Origin of the sequence: Gordonibacter sp. RACS_AR49, from assembly GCF_030418435.1 — a bacterium.
Classification (GTDB): domain Bacteria; phylum Actinomycetota; class Coriobacteriia; order Coriobacteriales; family Eggerthellaceae; genus Gordonibacter; species Gordonibacter urolithinfaciens.
The window spans coordinates 31,149-49,804 of record NZ_JAIUDM010000007.1 but is presented as its reverse complement, the minus strand read 5'-3'; the positions used below and the strand labels follow the sequence as shown (position 1 = coordinate 49,804).

Genomic DNA, 18,656 nt, shown 5'->3' with positions numbered 1-18,656 from the left:
AAGGGCCGTCCTCACGAGGTCAGCATGCTACCAGCGGCGTCGGCTCCCTGTAAAGGCGCTTCACGGAACGTTGGCTGCGTTGAAACCGTGCCGTTACGAAGCCGTCCTTATCCGGCTGCACCCGCGCGCGGGACAAGCGGCGAGCCCAGTCGCGCAAGCTCGCCCGCCACCGTCTCCACCAGGAGGGGCAGCGCGGCGGCCACCTTCGGCGTGAGGCCCACCGTCACCACGGCCGGCGAAGGGTTCTCCACCTGCATGCCCAGGCACAGGCCCTCGGCCTCGTAGCCCAGCAGCGTGGCGGCGTCGAACAGGTCGACGAGCTTCAAGTCGTGCAGCGATGCCGTGGCACCCGAGTGGCGCGCCATGGCGTCGGGCTCGAAGCGGAACACGGTGCCCGGCTCGGCGTCCGTGCTGTCTACCGCGTCCACGGTGAGGAGCACGTCGAAGTCGCGCACGTACGGCAGCATATCCATGCTCAGGCAACCCACGTCGAAGAGCTCCACGTTGCCGGGCGCCTCGTAGCGCTCTACCAGCTCCTCGTACACGGCGGTGCCCAGCCCGTCGTCCAGCATGAGCTTGTTCCCCACGCAGAACACCCCGATGCGCCGCACAGCGCCGCCCTCCGGCGCGCCCGCGGCGCCGCCGCGAACCTGGGCGCTTCCTTCCGATGCGCTCGCAGCCGCACGCTCGTCGGGCAACAGGCCGTCCTCCGGCGCGCCCGTCGCGACCGCGCCGCCCGCGGCATGCTCCTCCCCCATGCCCATCACGCCCCCAACGTCGGGCGGATGGCCAGGTTGTAGTACGTGGCCCCGGCGATCATGACGCAACCCGCGACCACGCTCACCGCGGCCCATACGCGCTGACGGCGCAGGTACGCATCCTTCTCCACGCCGCGCGAGGCGGCGCGATGCGCAGCGAAGGGCTGCCCGATGAGGGAGAAGGCCACCGTGCCCGCCGTGAGCGTCACGAAAACGGCTGCCGCCACGATGAGCGCAAGCGGCGTGCGCTCCGTCCATGCCGCGTAGAACGTGTTGTCCGCGAACAGCCAGATGGGATAGAACAGGAGCGCCGCCCACATGCCATGAGCCGGCCCCCAGATGGGCGGAAGGAACAGCGCACCCACGTTGAGGCGCGGTATGCCCTCCAGGAACTTCTCTTCCCGTGCGATCTGCTGGTCCGTCAATTCAGCCACCGATATCTCCTTCGCTCTCGTGATCGCCGCCTATTATAGCGAAGCCGTCGCCTGCAGAAGGCGCAGGGGGCCAAGCGGTTTTCCGTGACGGTTCAACGCCAATCCAAGCCGCGACATGTCAAACGTGCTATCATATGACACCAAGATGATAACATTAATGGATCGAGAGGCACCTCATGGACATACTCGCCATCGCCGGATCGCTTCGGCAGGGAAGCTACAACCGCCAGCTCGCCGAGGCCGCGGGGGCTGCGCTGGGCAGGCTGCACCCCGAAGCAGGCTTCCGGCTGCTCGCTTGGGACGACGTCCCGCTCATGAACCAGGATATCGAGCACCCTGCGCCCGGCGCCGTGGCGCGCGTCCGCGACGAGGTCAAGCGCGCCGACGGGCTGTGGCTGTTCAGCCCCGAGTACAACCACGCCATCCCCGGCCCGCTGAAGAACCTGATCGACTGGCTCTCGCGCCCTGTGAGCGAGGCCGAGGGCCAGGTGCTGGCCGGCAAGCCCGTGGCGCTGGCCGGCGCCAGCATCGGCATGAGCGGGGCGGCGCATGCGCAGGAGCAGCTCGTGGGCGTGCTCAGCTTCCTGGATGCGCGGATCATGAACCAGCCGCGCCTGGCCATCCCCCACATTGCCACCCAGGCCGCAGACGGCGTGCTCGCGCTGGACTCCTCGGCACCCTACCTGGAGCGGCAGGCGCGGGCGTTCGTGCGCTTCATCGAGCGCGAGGGCCTCTAGCGCCGGTCGGGCGCAGCCTCCTCGCAGCCGTGGACTCCAGCGCCGCCCGCGGCCTCCGCGCCCACCGCGCCCGCGCAGCCGTCCCCGCACGCTGCGGCCTCCGCAGGCGGCGCGCCCTTGCCTCGCTCGGACAGCACGAGCCCGGCGCAGGTCAGCACGACGCCGACGCAGATCTGCGGCGTGAGCGGCTCGCCCAGCACCAGCACCGACGCCGCAACCGTGATCACCGGCACGAGGTAGATGTAGGCGCTCGTCTTCACGGCGCCCAGAAGCTTCACGGCGATGCCCCACGTGGCGAAGCACGCCGCCGACGCGCCCACGCCCAGGAACAGCATGTTCGCGGCCGCAACCGGATCGGTGAACCGCTCGATGCCGAACTGGAAGTCCAGCAGGAACAGCGCCGGCACCATGAGCACGAGGCCCCAGGCGAACGTGCGCTTCGTCATCTGGATGGTGTCGTCGCACAGCAGCGAAAGCTTGCGGGTGAGCACGGCGTAGAACGCCCACACGGCCGCGGCCGCCACCGCAAGCGCGTCGCCCACCACGCCGCCCGTGCCCAGCCCCTCCCAGCTGATGAGCACGATGCCCGCCATGGCAAGCGCGAACCCGGCGAAGAACACCGGGTGCAGCTTCTCGTCGCGCAGCAGCGCCGAGGACAGCAGCGCCGTGAAGAACGGGTTCACCGCCACGATCACGCCCACGTTGCTGGCCGTGGTGTAGGTGAGCGCGATGTTCTCGAACAGGAAGTACAGCACCACCCCCGTGAGCCCGGCCGCCGCTACGAGCGCCTCCTCGCGCCAGCCGCCGAGCCTCACATGGCGAGGACGGCACGCCCACAGCACCAAGAACCCTATGAGGAAGCGGTAGAACAGTATCTCGATGGGCGCGAAGTCCACGAGCAGCACTTTCGTGGCCACGAACGTCGTGCCCCACACCGCCACGGTGAAGAGCGCGAACAGGTGCCCGCGCGCCGCCGACCCTCCGGCCGCCCGCGCGACCGCCGCCGCCTCGCGTGCGCTCATATGGCATCCCCCGCGCAGGCGGCGCGGTAGCGCGCCGGCGTGAGCCCCGTCACGTTGCGGAACACGCGCCCGAGGTGGGCCTGGTCTGCGAAGCCTGCGAGGCCGGCGGCCTCCACGGGCGTGCAGCCCTGCTCCAGCAGGCTCTTCGCGTGCATGACGCGCACGGCCGCGATGTAGCGGCCCGGCGTGATGCCCAGCTCCCTTTTGAAGGCGCGCACGAGCGCATAGCGGCTCGTGCGCGCGACGGCCGCCAGGTCCTCGAGCGCGATGCGCTCGGCGTAGCGCTTATCCACGAACGCCCGTGCGGCGGCCACGGGGCCTCCCAGCTCCGCACACGCCCGCGCGCCGCCGGCCGCCGCGTCGGCCGCGTCGAGAAGGGCGCGCAGCAAACCGTCGAGCTCGTCGAGCGCCGGTGCACCCTCGTGCGCTCCCCGCTTGAAGAACGCGTCCGCCCGCTCGAACAGCGCGGGATCCCGCAGCACGGGAACGGCGAACCGTGGCGCGGGCGCGGCGGGCGCCGAACCGTCCGCGGCCCGGCCGGGCGGGCCCGCAACGGCCCCGACCTCGGCAGTCGGCGCACCTCCCGCGGCGCGGGCGCGCTCGGGCGCGTCCGCCGGTCCCCCGCCCGGCCCGGCAAGCGCGGCCATCGCGGCCACCGGCACGTTCGCGCAGCGGTACGCGAACGGCTCGTCGTCGAGCGGGTCGCAGGCATGGGGGTCGCCGGGGTTGACCAGGAACACGTCGCCGGGCTCCAGCACGTGCAGCTCGCGGGCGCTGATGGTGAGCGCGCGGCGGCTGGCGTACAGGGCTCCCACCACGTAATGGTCGTGCAGGTGGTTCGGGAACGCCCGGATGTTCCCGGCCAGCGAGCACACCTCCACGATGGACCCGTCGGGGCGCGCGAGCGCCCGCACCTCGCGCGCGTCCATGCCCCGCGGCTCCTCCGCCGCCTGCGGACCCCCGGTCCGCCCGCCTTCGCATCGCATACGCCTGCTCTCCTTTCGCAAAGGCACAGTATAGTCGATGCATGCGCCGCGGCGCTTGTACGTTATTGCACGCCCGGCAGACGGCGCACGCCTCTCCGCCCGCGAAAAAGGGAGGGGACCCGGTTTCCCAGGTCCCCTCCCTCATGGAGACGCGATGCGCGGAGCGAATGCCGAGCGCTTACGCCTTCTCGCCGTGATGCAGGTCGTCGTCGCCCACGATCGTGTGGTGCTCGGGATCGTACACGAGTCCGCCGTGCTCCTTCCAGAAGAACATGAGCAGCGTCGGGGAGATGCCCTCGATGTTCGCCAGGTAGATGTGGATGAACATGAAGCAGATGAAGACGTACATCATGAAGTAGTGGATGATGCGCATCGACATGAGGCCGCCCACCAGATCCGTGCCGGCCGCGAAGAAGCCCATGTTCATCGTGGGAGCCCACAGGGCCAGGCCCGTGTAGAACATCAGGATGATGAGGATGGGGATGGCCAGGTAGCTGATCTTCTGTGGAACGCCCAGCTTGGCGCCCAGCGGGTGGTCCTTCTTCAGGAACAGGTAGTACTTGATCCATGCGCCCAGCTGGTGGCGGTTGTCGGCCTGGGGCAGCCAGGTCTTGTAGTCCGTGACCTGGTAGCGCGTGCCGCCGGCCGGCGAGGACTTCACGAAGAAGGCCATGATCACGCGGACGATGCAGTTGATGAACAGGATGAAACCGCAGAACACGTGCACGCCGCGGGCGATGCCCATGAACGCGGGCCAGAACGGGAAGTGAATGCTGAAGCCCGTGACGATCAGCAGGATCATGCAGACGAGGTTGATCCAGTGCGTGATGACGAAGGGCATCGGATGCGCTTCGCGGTAGTGTGCCAAGTGCGCCATGCTACTTCACCCCCCAAGGGCTCGTGACGGTCTCGAAGCTCTTGCCCGTCGCCGGCTCGGTGATGTGGACCGCGCACGCCGTGCAGGGGTCGAAGCTGTGCACCGTGCGCAGCGCGTTGATGGGCTTCTCGATGTCGCCCACCGGGTTGCCGATGAGGGCCTGCTCCATCGGGCCGCTCTCGCCGTTGGCGTTCTTCGGCGCGAGGTTCCAGGTGGTCGGGATGATGATCTGGTAGCCCGTGATCTTGCCGTCCTTGACCTCCTCGGAGTGGTAGAGCGCGCCGCGCGGCGCCTCCCAGAAGCCGGTGCCGGAGCCGGTGATGGTGGCGGGCTCGCGGAAGTACTCGCTGTCGCCGCTCTTCACGGCCTCGCAGAGCTCGGCGACCCAGTCCTTCATGAGGCCGGCGATGTAGAGCGTCTCGATCTGGCGGACGGCGGTGCGGCCGAGCGTGGACTGCGCCACGCCGATCTGGCCGGGGGCGCCCAGCGCCTCCAGCAGGCCGTCTACCTGCTCCACGATGAACGGCACGTTGCGCTTGTACGCCGCGAGGATGCGGGACAGGCCGCCGGCCTCGTAGGGCTTGCCGTCGTAAGCGGGGCACTTGACCCACGTGTAGCGGTCGTTCACGTCGTAGGAGGTGAACTCGGGCTCGGTGACGAAGTACGGGGACGTGTAGGTCTCCTCGCCCCTGTACCAGGAGTGGCCCATGTACTCGGTGATGAGCTCTTCCTTCACGTCGGAGAGGTTGAGCTTGTCGTCGATGACGCCCATGGGCAGGTAGCGGTCCTTGAGCTCCATGCTCTCGTTCTCGAACACGCCCCAGGCCACGTAGCGGCCGCAGCCCTTGCCCCAGTTGAGCGCGTCGATGTAGTACGGCGCGATGGCGAGCGTGTCGGGGATCATCGTGGCCTCGACCCAGTTGTAGATCTCGTCGACGAGGTACTTGAGGTCGTCGAGCTTCTGGTCGGTGGGAACGAACGCCGTGCCACCCGGGATCAGCGTCATGACGTGCGGCATCTTGCCGCCGATGATGGCAGAGACCTGGGAGGCCTTGGCCTGCATCTGCAGCGCCTCCAAATAGTGGGCCGTGCAGATGAGGTCGAGCTCGGGCGGCAGCTTGTAGCCGGTGCCGTCCTCGGCGTCGAACCAGTTGCCCGAGAAGATGGACAGCTGGCCGTTGTCGGCGAAGTTCGACAGGCGCTCCTTCAGGGCCACGAAGTCGCTGTTCGTGGACGTGCCGGCGGCCTGGGCGAGGTCGTAGGCATCGGCCGCGTCGGCCTTGAGAGCGTTGAGCGGGTTCACGTAGTCCAGCGCAGCCAGGTTGTAGAACCACAGGATGTGGCTGTGCAGGAACTGGGCGCCTTCCAGAATGTTGCGGATGATGCGCGCGTTGTTCGAGATCTTGATGCCGTAGGCCTTCTCGGCCGCGATGGCGGACGAGTGGGCATGCGACACCGGGCACACGCCGCAGATGCGCTGCACGATCTGCGCGGCGTCTTCGGGCGTGCGGTTCTCCACGACCATCTCCATGCCGCGGAAGCAGCCGCCGGATACCCAGGCGTCGGAGACCTTGCCGTTGGTGACCTCCATCTCCACGCGGAGGTGGCCCTCGATGCGGGTGATCGGGTCGATAACTGAACGGGTCATGTAGGCTTACCTCCCTTCTTCTTCATCGGATTCGACAGCCTTCGCGTTCGCGTTGCGGCTGCTCTTCTCGCACGCGGCCTTGGCCTCGTCGCGCGTGAGGTCGTACTTCCCGATCGCCTTGTCGGGGTGGTTCTTGTCCCAGGCGCGGACCTTCTCGAAGTCGGCGCCGCCGTCCATGCGGCCCGTGATCTTCATGCCGAAGCCGTGCACGACGAGCGCGGCGGCCAGGATGCCCGTGATGCCGAGCGCGATCGTGCCGGGCTGGACCATCCAATCGCCGATGCGCAGGTCGCGATGGCGCTTGTAGAACGGGGTGTTGACCTCGACCCAGTTGTGGCCGGGATCGTTCGGCGCAGCCTCGCAGCAGCCGATGCAGGGGGAACCCGCCTGCACGCACCAGCTGCGGCGGTTGTTCCACAGCGTCACGCCGCAGTTGGACTTCGTCTGCGGCCCGCGGCAGCCGAGCGGGTACAGGCAGTACCCCTTGGCCTCCTCCTCGGAGCCGAACTGGTAGACGAACTCGCCGTTCTCGAAATGGCCGCGACGCTCGCAGTTGTCGTGGATCGTCTGGCCGAAGATGCCCTCGGGCTTGCCCTCGTTGGTGAGCGGGGGCAGCTTCTCGAGCATGATCACGTCCACGAGCACGGACACGAGCCACTCGGGGTTCGCGGGGCAGCCGGGGATGTTGATGACATCCACATCGATGCCCGCCTTCTCCAGGAACTGCTGCACGCCGAGCGCGCCCGAGCTGTTCGGATGGGCGCCCATCCACCCGCCGTTGACGGCGCAGGAACCCAGCGCCACCACGGCGTTGGCCTTCTCCGCAGCCTCGATCAGGTGCTCCGTGCCGGGCTTGTCGGCCACGCGCAGCGCCTGGCCTTCCCAACCCTCCAGCACGGCACCCTCGTACACGAGGATGTAGTTGCCGGCCTCGATCGTCTGCTCCTTGGCTTCCTCCATCGACCAGCCCGCAGCCGCGGAAAGCGTCTCCGAATAGTTGAGCGAGATCAGCTCCAGCACGACGCTCGCGGGATCCGGCGTCTCGACCTGGGCGAACGACTCGGTACATCCCGTGCACGACGCGCCTTCGATCCAGATGACCGGGTAGAGCTTCCCCTTCGTAGCGCCGATCACGGATTTCTCGAGGGCCTGCGCTATCTGCGGCGCGGCGAGCTGGGACAGCCCGGCAGCCGCGGCAACGGCGCCGCAAAGCTTCATGAAGCTCCGCCGCGTCACACCGCGAGCGGAGAGCATCTCCTGAAACTCTGAAACCGTGGCCTCTGTTTCCATGTGCACACCTCCTCAGGTGCTTCTCGTCTGACATTCACTGCTAGCATTTTCCCCGAGAAGTGTTTCTTGTGGCTTAGCGTCTACGCGAGCGCAACGTTTGGGCCGCAAATGGTACAAAAATGTTACAGATACCCCTACTCGTAACATGATTTATGCAGGTTAGGCGCGATTTTATGCAAAATCTCGCATAACGGGGCCAACCTCCTCGAACCACGTGCGATACAAGGCCGCTCATCGAAAAACAGGAGAAATGTTGGATTCCTGCATAGAAGCGACCCACTCCTCGGGCAACACCGCTCGGAAGGATATCATAAGATGGCGCGCAAAGCGACCGTCGCATCCACATCGACCGAAGGACAACCCCATGCCCGTCTCCGCACCCGTGTTCGCCTACCTCGGCCCCGCCGGCACCTACACCCACGAGGCCGCCCGCGCCTTCGCGGCGCGCCTCGGCATCGACGAGCCCGCGCTCCTGGAATGCGCGTCGTTCGACGAGGTGTTCGACGCCGTGGACCGCGGCAAGTGCGAGTTCGGCGTGGTGGCGAAGGAGAACTCGCTCGAGGGGTCGGTCACCGCCACGCTCGACAACTTCGCGTTCAAGAGCCAGGCCTCCATCCTGGGCGAGCACGTGCTCGACATCCACCACTGCCTGGTGCTGCACCCCGACGCGAAGCTGGAGGACGTGACCTGCGTGGCCTCGCACGCCCAGGGGCTCGCGCAGTGCCGGCGCTTCCTGGCCGAGCGGCTGCCGGGGCGCGCGACGATCACCACGTCGTCCACGGCCGAGAGCGCGCGCATGGCCGCCGAGGACGTGCACGTGGCCGGCATCGCCAACGCCTTCGCGGCCGAGCTGCACGGCGCGCGCGTGGCCGAGCGCGACATCGAGGACCATTTCGGCAACCAGACGCTGTTCGCCCTCATCGGCCGCCAGGGCCACCCCGCCGTGTTCCGCGGCGAGCGCTACAAGACCTCGCTCGCGCTGTTCCTGCAGGTTAACCGCGCCGGCACGCTCAACATGATACTGTCGGAGTTCGCCTACGCGGGCATCGACCTGTCCATGATCCAGTCGCGTCCCACCAAGCAGCAGCTGGGCGACTACATGTTCTTCATCGAGTTCGAGGAGAGCGCGAACGCCCTGGCCGTGCAGACCGCCTTGAACTGCCTGAGGCTGAAGCTGCGCGAGGTGAAGGTGCTCGGCAGCTACCCCGTGGATTAAGGGCGCTAGAGCGCCAGGATGCCCAGGTGCTCCAGCAGGATCTTCGTGCCGATGAGGACGAGGACGACGCCTCCGGCGATGGCGGCGGCTTTCTCGTAGCGCGCGCCGAAGCGATGGCCTACGGCCACGCCCACGAGAGCCAGCACGAACGTGGTGACGCCGATGAGCCCCACGGACAGGGCTATGTCCACGCGCAGGAACGCGAACGTGATGCCCACGGCGAGCGCGTCGATGCTCGTGGCGATGGCGAGCATGACGAGCTCCCGCAAGTCGAGCCTGCCGTCGGCAGGGCAGGACAGCTCATCGTCGTCCTCATGGAAGGCGTCCCACAGCATCTTGCCGCCGATGAGCGCCAGCAGGCCGAAGGCTATCCAGTGGTCCACCGGCGTGATGTAACGCTCGAACTGCGTCCCCAGCGCCCAGCCGAGGAGCGGCATAAGTCCCTGGAAACCGCCGAAGAACAGCGCGATGACCAGTGCCTGGCGCATGTCCAGGCGCTTCATGCACAGGCCCTTGCACACCGATACGGCGAAGGCGTCCATCGACAGCCCCACCGCGATCAAGAACAGCTCCGCGAATCCCATGGTCGTATTCCTCTCGTCTTCTCCGCGATCCCCCTGGCCGCGCCGCAGCGCCGATCCGGGCTGCAGGCAAAAAAACACCGGCGCGTGCGCACCGGCTGCAGAAGCGAGCGGTGCGGCGTCGGGCGCCACACCGCGAGTCTTGTCGTTTCAGGTTGCGCCAGCTTCGAGAAGAAGCAGCATGTTGACGCAGCCGCACCTTTCGGCGCCGACTACTCCCCCACGGGATTCGGATATTCTAGCACAGGTTTCCGCCGCCAAGACGGGAAACGCCATGCCACAGCCTCCGTTTTCGTCCGCTTCCCTGATCAGGCGCAATATGCTCTATCACCTGATCAGGAGCTTGCCGAGACGTTGACGAGAACAGAGGCTATGGCAAATACCGGCCCCGTGGGCGCCCAGTCGACGCGGACCATAGCCGCCCCGCCCCCTAAGCGAAGAGCAGGTCGCCCTCCCGGCGGAAGAAGCCCTCGGAAACCAGGTCGGCGACGATGCCGTCGAACACGTCCGCATCCACGCAGGGGCGGCCGGCAGCCTGCTCGAAGGCGTCCAGGCGCTCGGCCAGCTCCGGCACGGCGATGCCCGGAGCAGCCAGCACGATGCGCACGAGCTCGGCGCGCTTCTGCCGTCGCGACCCCTCGAAGGCCGACTGGCGCGTATGGTGGGCGCTGCGCCGCGACGGGTTCGCCACCTGCGTCTTCAGATGCGCACCGTAGTCCAAAAGCGCGTAATACCATGCCCGGGCGCCCTCCTCGGGGCACGTGTCCGCCACGAGGGGAGCCAGCTCCCGATCCCTCACGCCCTCGCGGTTCGGGAACAGCTCGTGCAGGAACACCGTGCGCACGTTCGTCTCCAGGTAGAGCGAGGGGCGGTCGAAGGCGAACGCCACGACGCCGGCCGCCGTGGCCGGGCCGATACCGGGCAGCTGCACCAGCTCCTCGGCCGTGCAGGGCAGCTGACCGCCGCGCTCGGCGGCGCAGAGGTCGGCCGTCCTCTTCAGCGCAAGGGCACGGCGGTTGTAGCCGAGCCCCTGCCACTGGGCCAGAACGTCGGACGTGTCGGCCGACGCAAGCGCGTCGATCGTGGGGAACAGCGCCATGAAGCGCTCCCAGAACCGCCCCACGCGCGCCACCTGCGTCTGCTGGAGCATGATCTCAGACACGAGCACGGCGTAGGGATCGTCGAGGTTGCGCCACGGAAGGTCGCGGTAAAGAGCCGCCCCCCGCTCGCGCACGAGCGCCGTGAACGCCTCGCGGTCGGGCACGGCGGGCGGCCACGCGGGCCGCGGGCCGTCCGTCAGCGGCATGGGCCCTGCGTGCAGGTCCGGCGCGCGCACGCGCAGGCGCTCGCCCGCGCCTCCGACGCGTCGCGGGGCACGACGGCGCCGACGGCCGGCGAGGGCGCCTCCCCTGCTCCCATGGCCCCCTCCACCACGGGATGGGTGGCTCCCTGTTCGAACAGGTCCTTGAGCGTGATGGATGCAAAGTAGCCGTTGAGCAGCCTGTCCGCGCCCTGCCACACCTTGTTGTAGGCGCATTCCGGCTGCTTCTGGCAGTAGTCGGGATCCAGGGCGCACAGCGAGATGCTCACCGGCCCCTGGATGGCCTCCAGCACTTCCAGCAGCGTCACCTCGGCCGGATCGCAGTTGAGTATGAGACCGCCGTGCGCGCCGCGCACGGTCTTTATGAGGCCTCCCTTCACCAGGTCGTGCTGGATACTGCGCGCGAACGCGTAGGGTATGTCCTCGTCCTCGGCGATGTCGGACACGGATACGTAGGCGTCGCCGCTCTTGTAGGCGGCCCGGAGGATACGGCAGGCGTAATCGCAGCGTCGCGTGATATCCATAAAGTCTACTCCTCGGTTCCTTTCAGCAGATCGTCGAGATGGTCGAGGTCGCGGCGGAAGTCCCGCACGACGGCGTCCTCGAGGGCACGGTACTCGTCCGAGTCGAGCGGCTGGTATGCCGCCAGCTTGTCGAACAGGTTGTCTGCGGTGACGGGCACGTAGCGCCGTGCCACGAGGCTGGCCTTGTAGGCTTCCTCGATGGCCTCGCGCGCCGCCATGTAGATGTCGTAGCGGGGCATGCCGGAGGACAGACGCACGAGGTCGACCCGGTTCACGCCGCGCAGCGACGGATGCTCGCGCGCGATCTCCATCCAGATGTCCACGCGCTCCTCCGGCGTGGGATAGTCGATGTCCACGATGGACAGCGGCTCCAGCAGGTCGTAGAAGAACGGGTCGATCTCCCCCGCCTCCGCCGCCGAGGCCAGCACGAACACGTCCGGGTTCTCCACCGCCGAGCGGACGAGGCCGATAGCCTCGCGCGCACCGCGCGACAGGCTGGAGAACACGAAGCCGCCGAAGTCGTCGCCGCCCTCGGTCATGGGCGACGCCCACAGGTCCAAGTCCTCCAGCATGAGCACGCCCGGCCCCTCGAAGGCGTTGCGCGCGGCGTTGAGCTGGGGCTGGTTGTCGGCCTGCGCCATGACGCACAGCACGGGCATGCCCTGGAGGTTCTCCTCCATGCGCATGCGGATGGCCGGCATGTCCAGCTCGCCGAGCGTGGCCGCCATGAAGCGGTTCGCGTCCTCGCGGGCGGGCGAGCGGAAGAGTATCGCGTCGGCAGCCGGCATGCGGTCCAGGCCGTGGCGCGCGTTGAGCAGCTCCACAAGGCTCTGGAACTGGGGGTCGTCCTGCATTCCCAGGCCGAAGTCGCGCATGAGCGCTACCGCGTCGTTGTAGCCGACGATATCGGCGTAAGAGATGCGCTCGATCGCCGACACCACGGCGTGCGCGTCGGCATCGGCGCCCATGGCGTCCTCTACCGCCTTGGCAGCCTGGGCGAGCGCCGCGGCATGCTCGGAAGATGCGCCCTTCCCCTGGTCGCCCTTCGTGCCGCCTGCCTCGCGCCGCCAAGCTGCGGCGCCCTTGTCGGCTTCACCGGCGTTCTCGGCAGCCTTCGCCGTATCGTCCCCGGCTCCGGCAGCCTCCGCCTCCTCCGGGTCGGGCAGCGCCGCACGCGGTGATCGCGGGAGCGTGACGTGCTCCACCTTCATGAGCCGAGGCGCATCGATGCCGAGGAAGTCCTGGGAGATCATGTCGGTCATGTCCTCCAGGTCCTCGCGCGTCAGCCCGAACTCCTCCAGCTTGTCGAGCGCAAGGCGCTGCAGCTGCTCGGCGCAAGCGGCCACCTCGTCGGAAGCCAGATAGGGCTCCAGCTTCTCGAAGATGTACTCGGCAAGCGAGCGCTCTTTCAGCTTGCAGGCCAGGGCCCATGCCTGGCGGAGGCCCCCCACGGCCTCGTCGTCGGGCGCGTAGGCGCCGTGCGCCCCCTTCTCGAAGGCGGCGAGGTACAGGTGCATGCCCAGCACCGCGTCGCCCGCCGCGCAAGCTTGCGCGGCGCGGTGCAGGTAGTCGGCGGCAGAGTTGCCGTATTCGTCGTTTTGGCTTGGTGAGCTGTTCGCGTCAGCGTTCTCGAACATGGACCCACCTCCTTCGCAAGTATGTTTCGCCTGTCAGATGCGCAATTGTATATGGTCAAGTCGCATTTTACCGGACTGGAGGGCAGGCGCATAGGGCGCGCCGCAAAAACCTCAAAACGTCACGGGATGGAAAGGGATGGGACAGGGGGACGGGGATGCCGCCGCAAGCGAATGAGACGTCATCCCCGTCCCCCTGTCTCACCAGCCGAGAACCGTCCAGCCCTTCTCGCGGGCCGTGCGGGCGAGCGGTCGGTCGGGGTCGACGGCAAAGGCGTGCCGGGCGGCGCCCAGCACCGCGCGGTCTGAGTGGTGGTCGCCGTAGGCGCTGTCCAGCACCCAGTTCCCCGGCCCGAAGCGGTTGTCGCCGAAGCGCTGCACGGCCGCAATCTTCTCCTCGCCCTCCACGGGCAGGCCCTCCACCTCGCGGGTGTACGTGCCGTCGGGCGCCTTGCGCATGCGCGTGGATATTTGGAACGCGAAGGGATGGTGCTCCATGGCGCGCAGGATGATGGGCTCGAAGGTGGCCGAGATGACCACCACCGTGTCGCCCGCCGCCGCATGGGCGCGCATGGCGGCATCGGCTTCGGGGCGGAACAAAAGCGCGATGCGCTCGTCGTAGAAGTCGGCCAGGAATCGGTCCACCTCCTCGGCCGATCGCCCTTCGAACGCCGTGAACACCAGGCTGCGCACCTTGCTCTCGTTCTGGGGCAGGCGCAGCTTGTAGGCCGCCGCCCACAAGAGGATGCGGAAGATCACCCGCTTGCGCAGCATGCCGCGCTCCATGAGGTGCTGCACGAGCAGCACGGGCGAGTTGCCCTCGATGCTCGTGCCGTCGAAGTCGAACACTGCGAGCCGCGCCGGCCCGGTGCCCTCGCGGCCCGTGTCAGGGCCGGCGAACGGCACGCCGTCGCCCTGGTGTTCTTCCGTATTCGTCTCCCCCGGTCGGGACATAGGCCATCCTCATCGTCGCGACGAGGTCCGGCCCGCATGCCCGGCCGCGGGCCCGCGCGCGGCGGGCCCCTCCCGCGGTCGCGCTAGTCCTCGATCTCGTCGATAGTCTCAGCGAACTGTGAATTATACAGCTCCGCGTAGAAACCGCCAAGTTGAAGCAGCTCCTCGTGCGTGCCCTGCTCCACGATATCGCCGTCGCGGATGACGAGGATGAGGTCCGCGTTCTTTATGGTGGACAGGCGGTGCGCGATGACGAACGAGGTGCGCCCGGCCATGAGGTTGTCCATGGCCTTCTGGATGCGCTCCTCGGTGCGCGTGTCCACCGAGCTCGTGGCCTCGTCCAGGATGAGCATGCGGCGGTCGGCCAGGATGGCGCGCGCGATGGTGAGCAGCTGGCGCTGTCCCTGGCTGATGTTGCTGGCATCCTCGTTGATCTCGGTGTCGAAGCCCTCAGGCAGCGTCTGGATGAAGTGGTGCACGTAGGCCGCCTTCGCCGCCGCCTCCACCTCCTCGTCGGTGGCGTCCAGCTTGCCGTAGCGGATGTTGTCGCGGATGGTGCCGTGGAACAGCCACGTGTCCTGCAGCACCATGCCGAACATCGAGCGCAAGTCGTCGCGCGCGAAGTCGCGGATGTCGTGGCCGCCTATCTTGATCGAGCCCGACTGCACGTCGTAGAAGCGCATGAGCAGCTTCACCATCGTGGTCTTGCCGGCGCCGGTGGGGCCCACGAGCGCCACGGTCTGCCCCTCGGTGACGCGCGCCGAGAAGTCCTCGATGACGGGCTTGGCCGGATCGTAGCCGAAATGCACGTGGTCGAACTCGACCTCGCACTCCACCTCGCCAGACGTCACCGTCGCATGGTCCGGCTCCTCCTCGGGCTCGTCCAGGAACTCGAAGATGCGCTCGGCGGCGGCGGCCATCTGCTGCAGCACGTTCGACACCTGCGTGAGCTGCGTTATGGGCTGCGTGAAGTTCTTCACGTACTGGATGAACGCCTGGATGTCGCCCACGGTGATGACGCCCTGCACGGCCAGGAAGCTGCCGGTGATGGCCACGGCCACGTAGCCGAGGTTGCCCACGAAGTTCATGATGGGCTGCATGAGGCCGCTGAAGAACTGGCTCTTCCACGCTGAATTGTACAGGCGCGCGTTCGTCTCGTTGAAGTTGTCCACCGTGCCGTCCTCGCGGTTGAACGCCTTCACGATGGCGTGGCCGGAGAACGTCTCCTCCACCAGGCCGTTGATCTCGCCCAGCGTGCGCTGCTGCGCCAGGAAGAACTTCTGCGAGCGCTTCACCACCACCATGATGAGCACCACCGACACCGGAAGGATGACCACGGTGATGAGCGTCATGAGCGGGTTGATGGTCAGCATCATGACGAGCACGCCGACGATGGTGGTGACGGACGTGATGAGCTGCGTGACGCCCTGGTTCAGGCTCTGCCCGAGCGTGTCCACGTCGTTGGTGATGCGCGAGAGCGTGTCGCCCACCGAGTTGCGCTCGAAGTAGCCCATGGGCATGCGGTCGATCTTCTCGGCGATGGAGCGGCGCAGCTGGTAGCTGGTGCGCTGCGACACCGACGACATGATCCAGCCCTGCACGAACGAGCAGGCCGCGGACAGCAGGTACAGCCCCAGCGTGAACAGCAGGATCTGCGCGATGGCGTCGAAGTTGATGCCGCCCGAGCCGTCGATCTTCGCCACAATTCCGTTGAACAGCTCGGTCGTGGCCGTGGACAGCACCTTCGGCCCGACGATGTTGAACACCGTGGAGCCGATGGCGAACACGAGCACCACCACGAGCGCCGCCTTGAAGCGGCCCATGAAGGCGATCATCTTCTTGAGCGTGCCCTTGAAGTCCTTGGCCTTCTCGCCGGGCATCATGCCGTGGCCGGGCCCGTGGCCGCCCATGGGGCCGCGGCGCGGCGGGCGGCGCGTGGCCGCCCCATTCGCCTGAGCGCTCATGCCGCATCACCTCCGTTCAGTTCCTCGGCCGAGAGCTGCGACATCGCTATCTCCCGGTACTCCTCGCAGCTCTCCATGAGCTCGCCGTGCGTGCCCTGGCCGACGATCCGGCCGTCGTCGAGCACGACGATCTTGTCGGCGTGCAGGATGGTGGAGATGCGCTGGGCCACGATGACCACCGTCTTGCCGCCCAGGCGCGTGTGCAGCTCCTGGCGCAGCGCCGCGTCGGTCTTGTAGTCCAGCGCCGAGAAGCTGTCGTCGAAGAGGTACGCCCGGGCCTCGGTGGCGAGCGCGCGGGCGATGGCCAGGCGCTGGCGCTGGCCCCCCGACACGTTCGTGCCGCCCTGCGAAACCTCTGCGTCGAGCCCCTCGGCCTTGGAGGCTATGAAGTCCGATGCCTGGGCCACCTGGGCCGCCAGCTCGACGCGCTCCTCGGGCATGCCCTCGTCCGAATAAGCGATGTTCGATTGGATGGTGCCGCTGAACAGGAACGCCTTCTGCGGCACGTAGCCCAGCTGCGCGCGCAGCGCCTCCTGGCTCACGTCGCGGACGTCCACGCCGTCCACGGTGATGGAGCCGCAGGTGACGTCGTAGAAGCGCTCGATGAGCTTCACCACCGTCGACTTGCCCGACCCGGTGGAGCCGATGATGGCCGTGGTCTGCCCCGGCTCGCAGGCGAAGTCCAGGTTCTCCAGCACGCATTCCTTCGAGTCGCCGTACTTGAAGCTCACGTCGTCGAACACGATGCGGGCGCCGCCCGTGCGGCCGGCCAGCTCGGCGTCGCGCGCCGTCTCGGGCGCGGGGTCGCAGATGGTGGGCTGCTTCTCCAGCACCTCGTTCACGCGCTGCGCGGCCACGTCGGCGCGCGGCAGCATGATGGAGATCATGCCGATCATGAGGAAGCTCATGATGATGACCATGGCGTAGGTGATGAACGCGATGAGGTCGCCCGTCTGGATGGTGCCGTTGTCGATGTAGCCGCCGCCCACCCACACGATGAGCACGGACACGCCGTTCATGATGAGCATCATCAGCGGCATCATGAACGTCATGACGCGGTTCGTGAACAGCTGCGTCTTCATGAGGCGCGTGGAGGCCTCGTCGAAGCGCTGCTCCTCGAAGGGCTGGCGGTCGAACGCGCGGATGACGGGCAGGCCCGTGAGCATCTCGCGCGACACGAGGTTCACGCGGTCGATGAGCTTCTGCATGATCTTGAACTTGGGCATGGCCACCTTCATGAGCACGGCGATGAGGATGCCGATGACCACCACGGCCAGCACGATGATCCAGCTCATGGCCAGGTTAGTACGCGACACCATGATGATGCCGCCGATGGCCAGGATGGGCGAGTACAGCACCATGCGCAGCAGCATGACGGTGACCATCTGGATCAGCTGGACGTCGTTGGTGCCGCGCGTGATGAGCGAGGCGGCCGAGAAGGACTGCACCTCGGCGTCCGAGAACGACACGACGCGCCGGAACAGCTTCGCGCGGAGCGTCGCGCCCACCTTGGCGGCCGTGCGGGAGGCGAGGAAGCCCACGAGGATGGCCACCGCCATGCCGAGGGCCGCGAGGCCCAGCATGGTCAGGCCGATGCGCACGAGGTAGCGCATCTGGATATCGGACAGGTTGTAGCCGAGCTGCTCGTACTCGGCGCGCGCGGCTGAGATGGCCTGCTGGTCGACGATGGAATCCCCCATGTCGCCCATCTGCTCCTTCGCCTTGTCCAGCATGTCGAGTATCTGCTGCTTCTGCACGGCGCCCGCCTGGTAGGCTTGCAGGGCCTGGTCGAGGTCGAGGTCGGGAACCTGATGGGAATAGTGGATGGCCACAAGCGGAAGAGACACCATGCGATCGAGCTCGGCCTGCTCCTTCTCGCCCTGGGCGTTCAGCTTGTACGTGCCCTGGTCGGTCTTGGCGTAGGCGGCATCGAACGTCTTCTCGTCGCCCTCCGGCAGCATCATGGCCACGAGGTCGTGGGTGCGGGCGGTCATCTCCTCGGTGGCGGCGTGCTCAACGCCCGACTGCTGGATGCCCACGTCCACGATCTGGGACGTGTAGTTCGGCAGCGCCAGGTCGGTGAACGCCTGCACGATGAGCAGGCACACGATGAGCACGACTGCGATCTTGGAGTTCTTGAGGTAGCGGACTATGCGCACGGGGCATCTCCTCCTTCGGGGTCGCGCGGCACAGAGGACGCGGCGCCAAAGGGGCACGGCGCCGACCCGTCGCTCGTGTGCGTGAGGTCGTGGAACGCCATGACGCGTTTGAGGATGCGCACGAGGTGCGCCATGTCCTCCTCGCCCACGAACGCCATGACCTGCTCCATGTGCTCGTCGCGCATACGGCGCCCCTCGGCGGCGAACCGGCGCCCCTCGGCGGTGAGGTTCACCGTGACGGCGCGGTAATCATCTCCCGAGCGATGCCGCTCGATGAGGCCCTTCTCCTCGAGCGCCTTGAACGTCTGCGACAGCGCGCTGGGGGTCGTGTGAGAGAGCTCCGCCACACGACCGGGCCTGATAGGCTCGCCGTGCTCCTCCAGCATCGCCACCGTCATCATGGTGCGCGCCTCGGAGGGCGTCACGCCTTCGGGCGTGGGCGGCGTGATGCGGTCATGCCGCATGCGCTGCATGAGCTCGTACAGCTCGCGCTTCGTCTCGGCGAACGATTCGTCCACGGCGTCTCCTTTCCCTGCTCTTTATAGTTTAGC

17 protein-coding genes are annotated in these 18,656 nt (G+C 67.4%); 2 read left to right on the top strand and 15 right to left on the bottom strand.

The window, feature by feature from the left end; translation table 11 throughout:
• Positions 1–107 precede the first annotated feature (107 nt).
• Entirely contained in the window at positions 108–764 is a 657-nt protein-coding gene (locus LB310_RS11495) for a hydrogenase maturation protease (protein WP_301155086.1), read from the bottom strand.
• Positions 764–1,192: a viscotoxin-A3 gene (locus LB310_RS11490; protein WP_087190557.1), complete on the bottom strand. Its 429-nt coding sequence runs from the start codon at positions 1,190–1,192 to the stop codon at positions 764–766. Before LB310_RS11490 ends, LB310_RS11495 begins: the two co-directional genes overlap by 1 nt.
• A 176-nt stretch (positions 1,193–1,368) precedes the next feature.
• On the opposite strand from LB310_RS11490, the gene LB310_RS11485 reads away from it, so the two are divergent.
• A complete protein-coding gene (locus LB310_RS11485; RefSeq protein WP_087190556.1) occupies positions 1,369–1,929 on the top strand; it encodes an NADPH-dependent FMN reductase in 561 nt (186 codons plus the stop codon).
• On the opposite strand, the gene LB310_RS11480 is transcribed toward LB310_RS11485, so the two are convergent.
• The 5 genes from LB310_RS11480 to LB310_RS11460 all read right to left on the bottom strand — a co-directional run bounded on the left by LB310_RS11480 (position 1,926) and on the right by LB310_RS11460 (position 7,752).
• A complete protein-coding gene (locus tag LB310_RS11480) occupies positions 1,926–2,951 on the bottom strand; it encodes a DMT family transporter (protein WP_301155085.1) in 1,026 nt (341 codons plus the stop codon). The two genes, LB310_RS11485 and LB310_RS11480, sit on opposite strands and share 4 nt — an antisense overlap.
• Positions 2,948–3,880, bottom strand: a complete 933-nt coding sequence (locus tag LB310_RS11475; RefSeq protein ID WP_301155084.1) for an AraC family transcriptional regulator — start codon at positions 3,878–3,880, stop codon at positions 2,948–2,950. The genes LB310_RS11480 and LB310_RS11475 overlap by 4 nt, the downstream gene beginning before the upstream one ends.
• Before the next feature lie 235 nt (positions 3,881–4,115).
• Complete coding sequence (locus tag LB310_RS11470) at positions 4,116–4,814, bottom strand: cytochrome b/b6 domain-containing protein (RefSeq protein ID WP_087190553.1); 699 nt, start codon at positions 4,812–4,814, stop codon at positions 4,116–4,118.
• A 1-nt stretch (position 4,815) separates the two neighbouring features.
• The gene (locus LB310_RS11465; RefSeq protein ID WP_087190552.1) at positions 4,816–6,462 is read right to left on the bottom strand and encodes a nickel-dependent hydrogenase large subunit; all 1,647 of its coding nucleotides are present in this window, start codon (positions 6,460–6,462) and stop codon (positions 4,816–4,818) included.
• Positions 6,463–6,468: 6 nt separating this feature from the next.
• A complete protein-coding gene (locus LB310_RS11460; RefSeq protein ID WP_087190551.1) occupies positions 6,469–7,752 on the bottom strand; it encodes a hydrogenase small subunit in 1,284 nt (427 codons plus the stop codon).
• Between the two features lie 364 nt (positions 7,753–8,116).
• Between LB310_RS11460 and pheA the strand changes: the two genes are divergently transcribed.
• Positions 8,117–8,968: a prephenate dehydratase gene (gene pheA / locus LB310_RS11455; RefSeq protein ID WP_087190550.1), complete on the top strand. Its 852-nt coding sequence runs from the start codon at positions 8,117–8,119 to the stop codon at positions 8,966–8,968.
• Positions 8,969–8,973: 5 nt separating this feature from the next.
• Here the strand turns inward: pheA and LB310_RS11450 are convergent, their stop codons facing one another.
• From LB310_RS11450 to LB310_RS11415, 8 genes are all read right to left on the bottom strand, one after another.
• Positions 8,974–9,552 carry a manganese efflux pump MntP family protein gene (locus tag LB310_RS11450; RefSeq protein ID WP_087190549.1) on the bottom strand — a complete coding sequence of 193 codons (579 nt, stop codon included), beginning with the start codon at positions 9,550–9,552 and terminating at the stop codon, positions 8,974–8,976.
• 427 nt (positions 9,553–9,979) lie between these two features.
• Complete coding sequence (locus tag LB310_RS11445; protein ID WP_087190651.1) at positions 9,980–10,855, bottom strand: adenine glycosylase; 876 nt, start codon at positions 10,853–10,855, stop codon at positions 9,980–9,982.
• Entirely contained in the window at positions 10,846–11,394 is a 549-nt protein-coding gene (locus tag LB310_RS11440) for an Rrf2 family transcriptional regulator (RefSeq protein WP_087190548.1), read from the bottom strand. Before LB310_RS11440 ends, LB310_RS11445 begins: the two co-directional genes overlap by 10 nt.
• A gap of 5 nt (positions 11,395–11,399) precedes the next feature.
• Positions 11,400–13,031 carry a ribonucleotide reductase subunit alpha gene (locus tag LB310_RS11435; protein ID WP_087190547.1) on the bottom strand — a complete coding sequence of 544 codons (1,632 nt, stop codon included), beginning with the start codon at positions 13,029–13,031 and terminating at the stop codon, positions 11,400–11,402.
• A gap of 198 nt (positions 13,032–13,229) precedes the next feature.
• Entirely contained in the window at positions 13,230–13,982 is a 753-nt protein-coding gene (locus LB310_RS11430; RefSeq protein WP_087190546.1) for an HAD family phosphatase, read from the bottom strand.
• A gap of 83 nt (positions 13,983–14,065) precedes the next feature.
• On the bottom strand, positions 14,066–15,946 hold the full coding sequence (locus tag LB310_RS11425) for an ABC transporter ATP-binding protein (RefSeq protein ID WP_278805752.1): 1,881 nt from the start codon (positions 15,944–15,946) through the stop codon (positions 14,066–14,068).
• Positions 15,943–18,105 (bottom strand): ABC transporter ATP-binding protein, encoded by a 2,163-nt coding sequence (locus LB310_RS11420; protein ID WP_278805751.1) that lies wholly within the window; start codon positions 18,103–18,105, stop codon positions 15,943–15,945. The genes LB310_RS11425 and LB310_RS11420 overlap by 4 nt, the downstream gene beginning before the upstream one ends.
• Complete coding sequence (locus tag LB310_RS11415) at positions 18,096–18,623, bottom strand: MarR family winged helix-turn-helix transcriptional regulator (protein WP_087190543.1); 528 nt, start codon at positions 18,621–18,623, stop codon at positions 18,096–18,098. Before LB310_RS11415 ends, LB310_RS11420 begins: the two co-directional genes overlap by 10 nt.
• Positions 18,624–18,656: the final 33 nt, after the last annotated feature.

Bases quoted from the DNA above. Each gene is read 5' to 3' on its own strand.
- LB310_RS11475 (WP_301155084.1), bottom strand. From the start codon at position 3,880: ATGGACGCGCGCGAGGTGCGGGCGCTCGCGCGCCCCGACGGGTCCATC.
- LB310_RS11450 (WP_087190549.1), bottom strand. From the start codon at position 9,552: ATGGGATTCGCGGAGCTGTTCTTGATCGCGGTGGGGCTGTCGATGGAC.
- LB310_RS11445 (WP_087190651.1), bottom strand. From the start codon at position 10,855: ATGCCGCTGACGGACGGCCCGCGGCCCGCGTGGCCGCCCGCCGTGCCC.
- LB310_RS11485 (WP_087190556.1), top strand. From the start codon at position 1,369: ATGGACATACTCGCCATCGCCGGATCGCTTCGGCAGGGAAGCTACAAC.
- LB310_RS11495 (WP_301155086.1), bottom strand. From the start codon at position 764: ATGGGCATGGGGGAGGAGCATGCCGCGGGCGGCGCGGTCGCGACGGGC.
- LB310_RS11425 (WP_278805752.1), bottom strand. From the start codon at position 15,946: ATGAGCGCTCAGGCGAATGGGGCGGCCACGCGCCGCCCGCCGCGCCGC.
- LB310_RS11440 (WP_087190548.1), bottom strand. From the start codon at position 11,394: ATGGATATCACGCGACGCTGCGATTACGCCTGCCGTATCCTCCGGGCC.
- LB310_RS11460 (WP_087190551.1), bottom strand. From the start codon at position 7,752: ATGGAAACAGAGGCCACGGTTTCAGAGTTTCAGGAGATGCTCTCCGCT.
- pheA (WP_087190550.1), top strand. From the start codon at position 8,117: ATGCCCGTCTCCGCACCCGTGTTCGCCTACCTCGGCCCCGCCGGCACC.
- LB310_RS11470 (WP_087190553.1), bottom strand. From the start codon at position 4,814: ATGGCGCACTTGGCACACTACCGCGAAGCGCATCCGATGCCCTTCGTC.
- LB310_RS11430 (WP_087190546.1), bottom strand. From the start codon at position 13,982: ATGTCCCGACCGGGGGAGACGAATACGGAAGAACACCAGGGCGACGGC.
- LB310_RS11465 (WP_087190552.1), bottom strand. From the start codon at position 6,462: ATGACCCGTTCAGTTATCGACCCGATCACCCGCATCGAGGGCCACCTC.
- LB310_RS11435 (WP_087190547.1), bottom strand. From the start codon at position 13,031: ATGTTCGAGAACGCTGACGCGAACAGCTCACCAAGCCAAAACGACGAA.
- LB310_RS11480 (WP_301155085.1), bottom strand. From the start codon at position 2,951: ATGAGCGCACGCGAGGCGGCGGCGGTCGCGCGGGCGGCCGGAGGGTCG.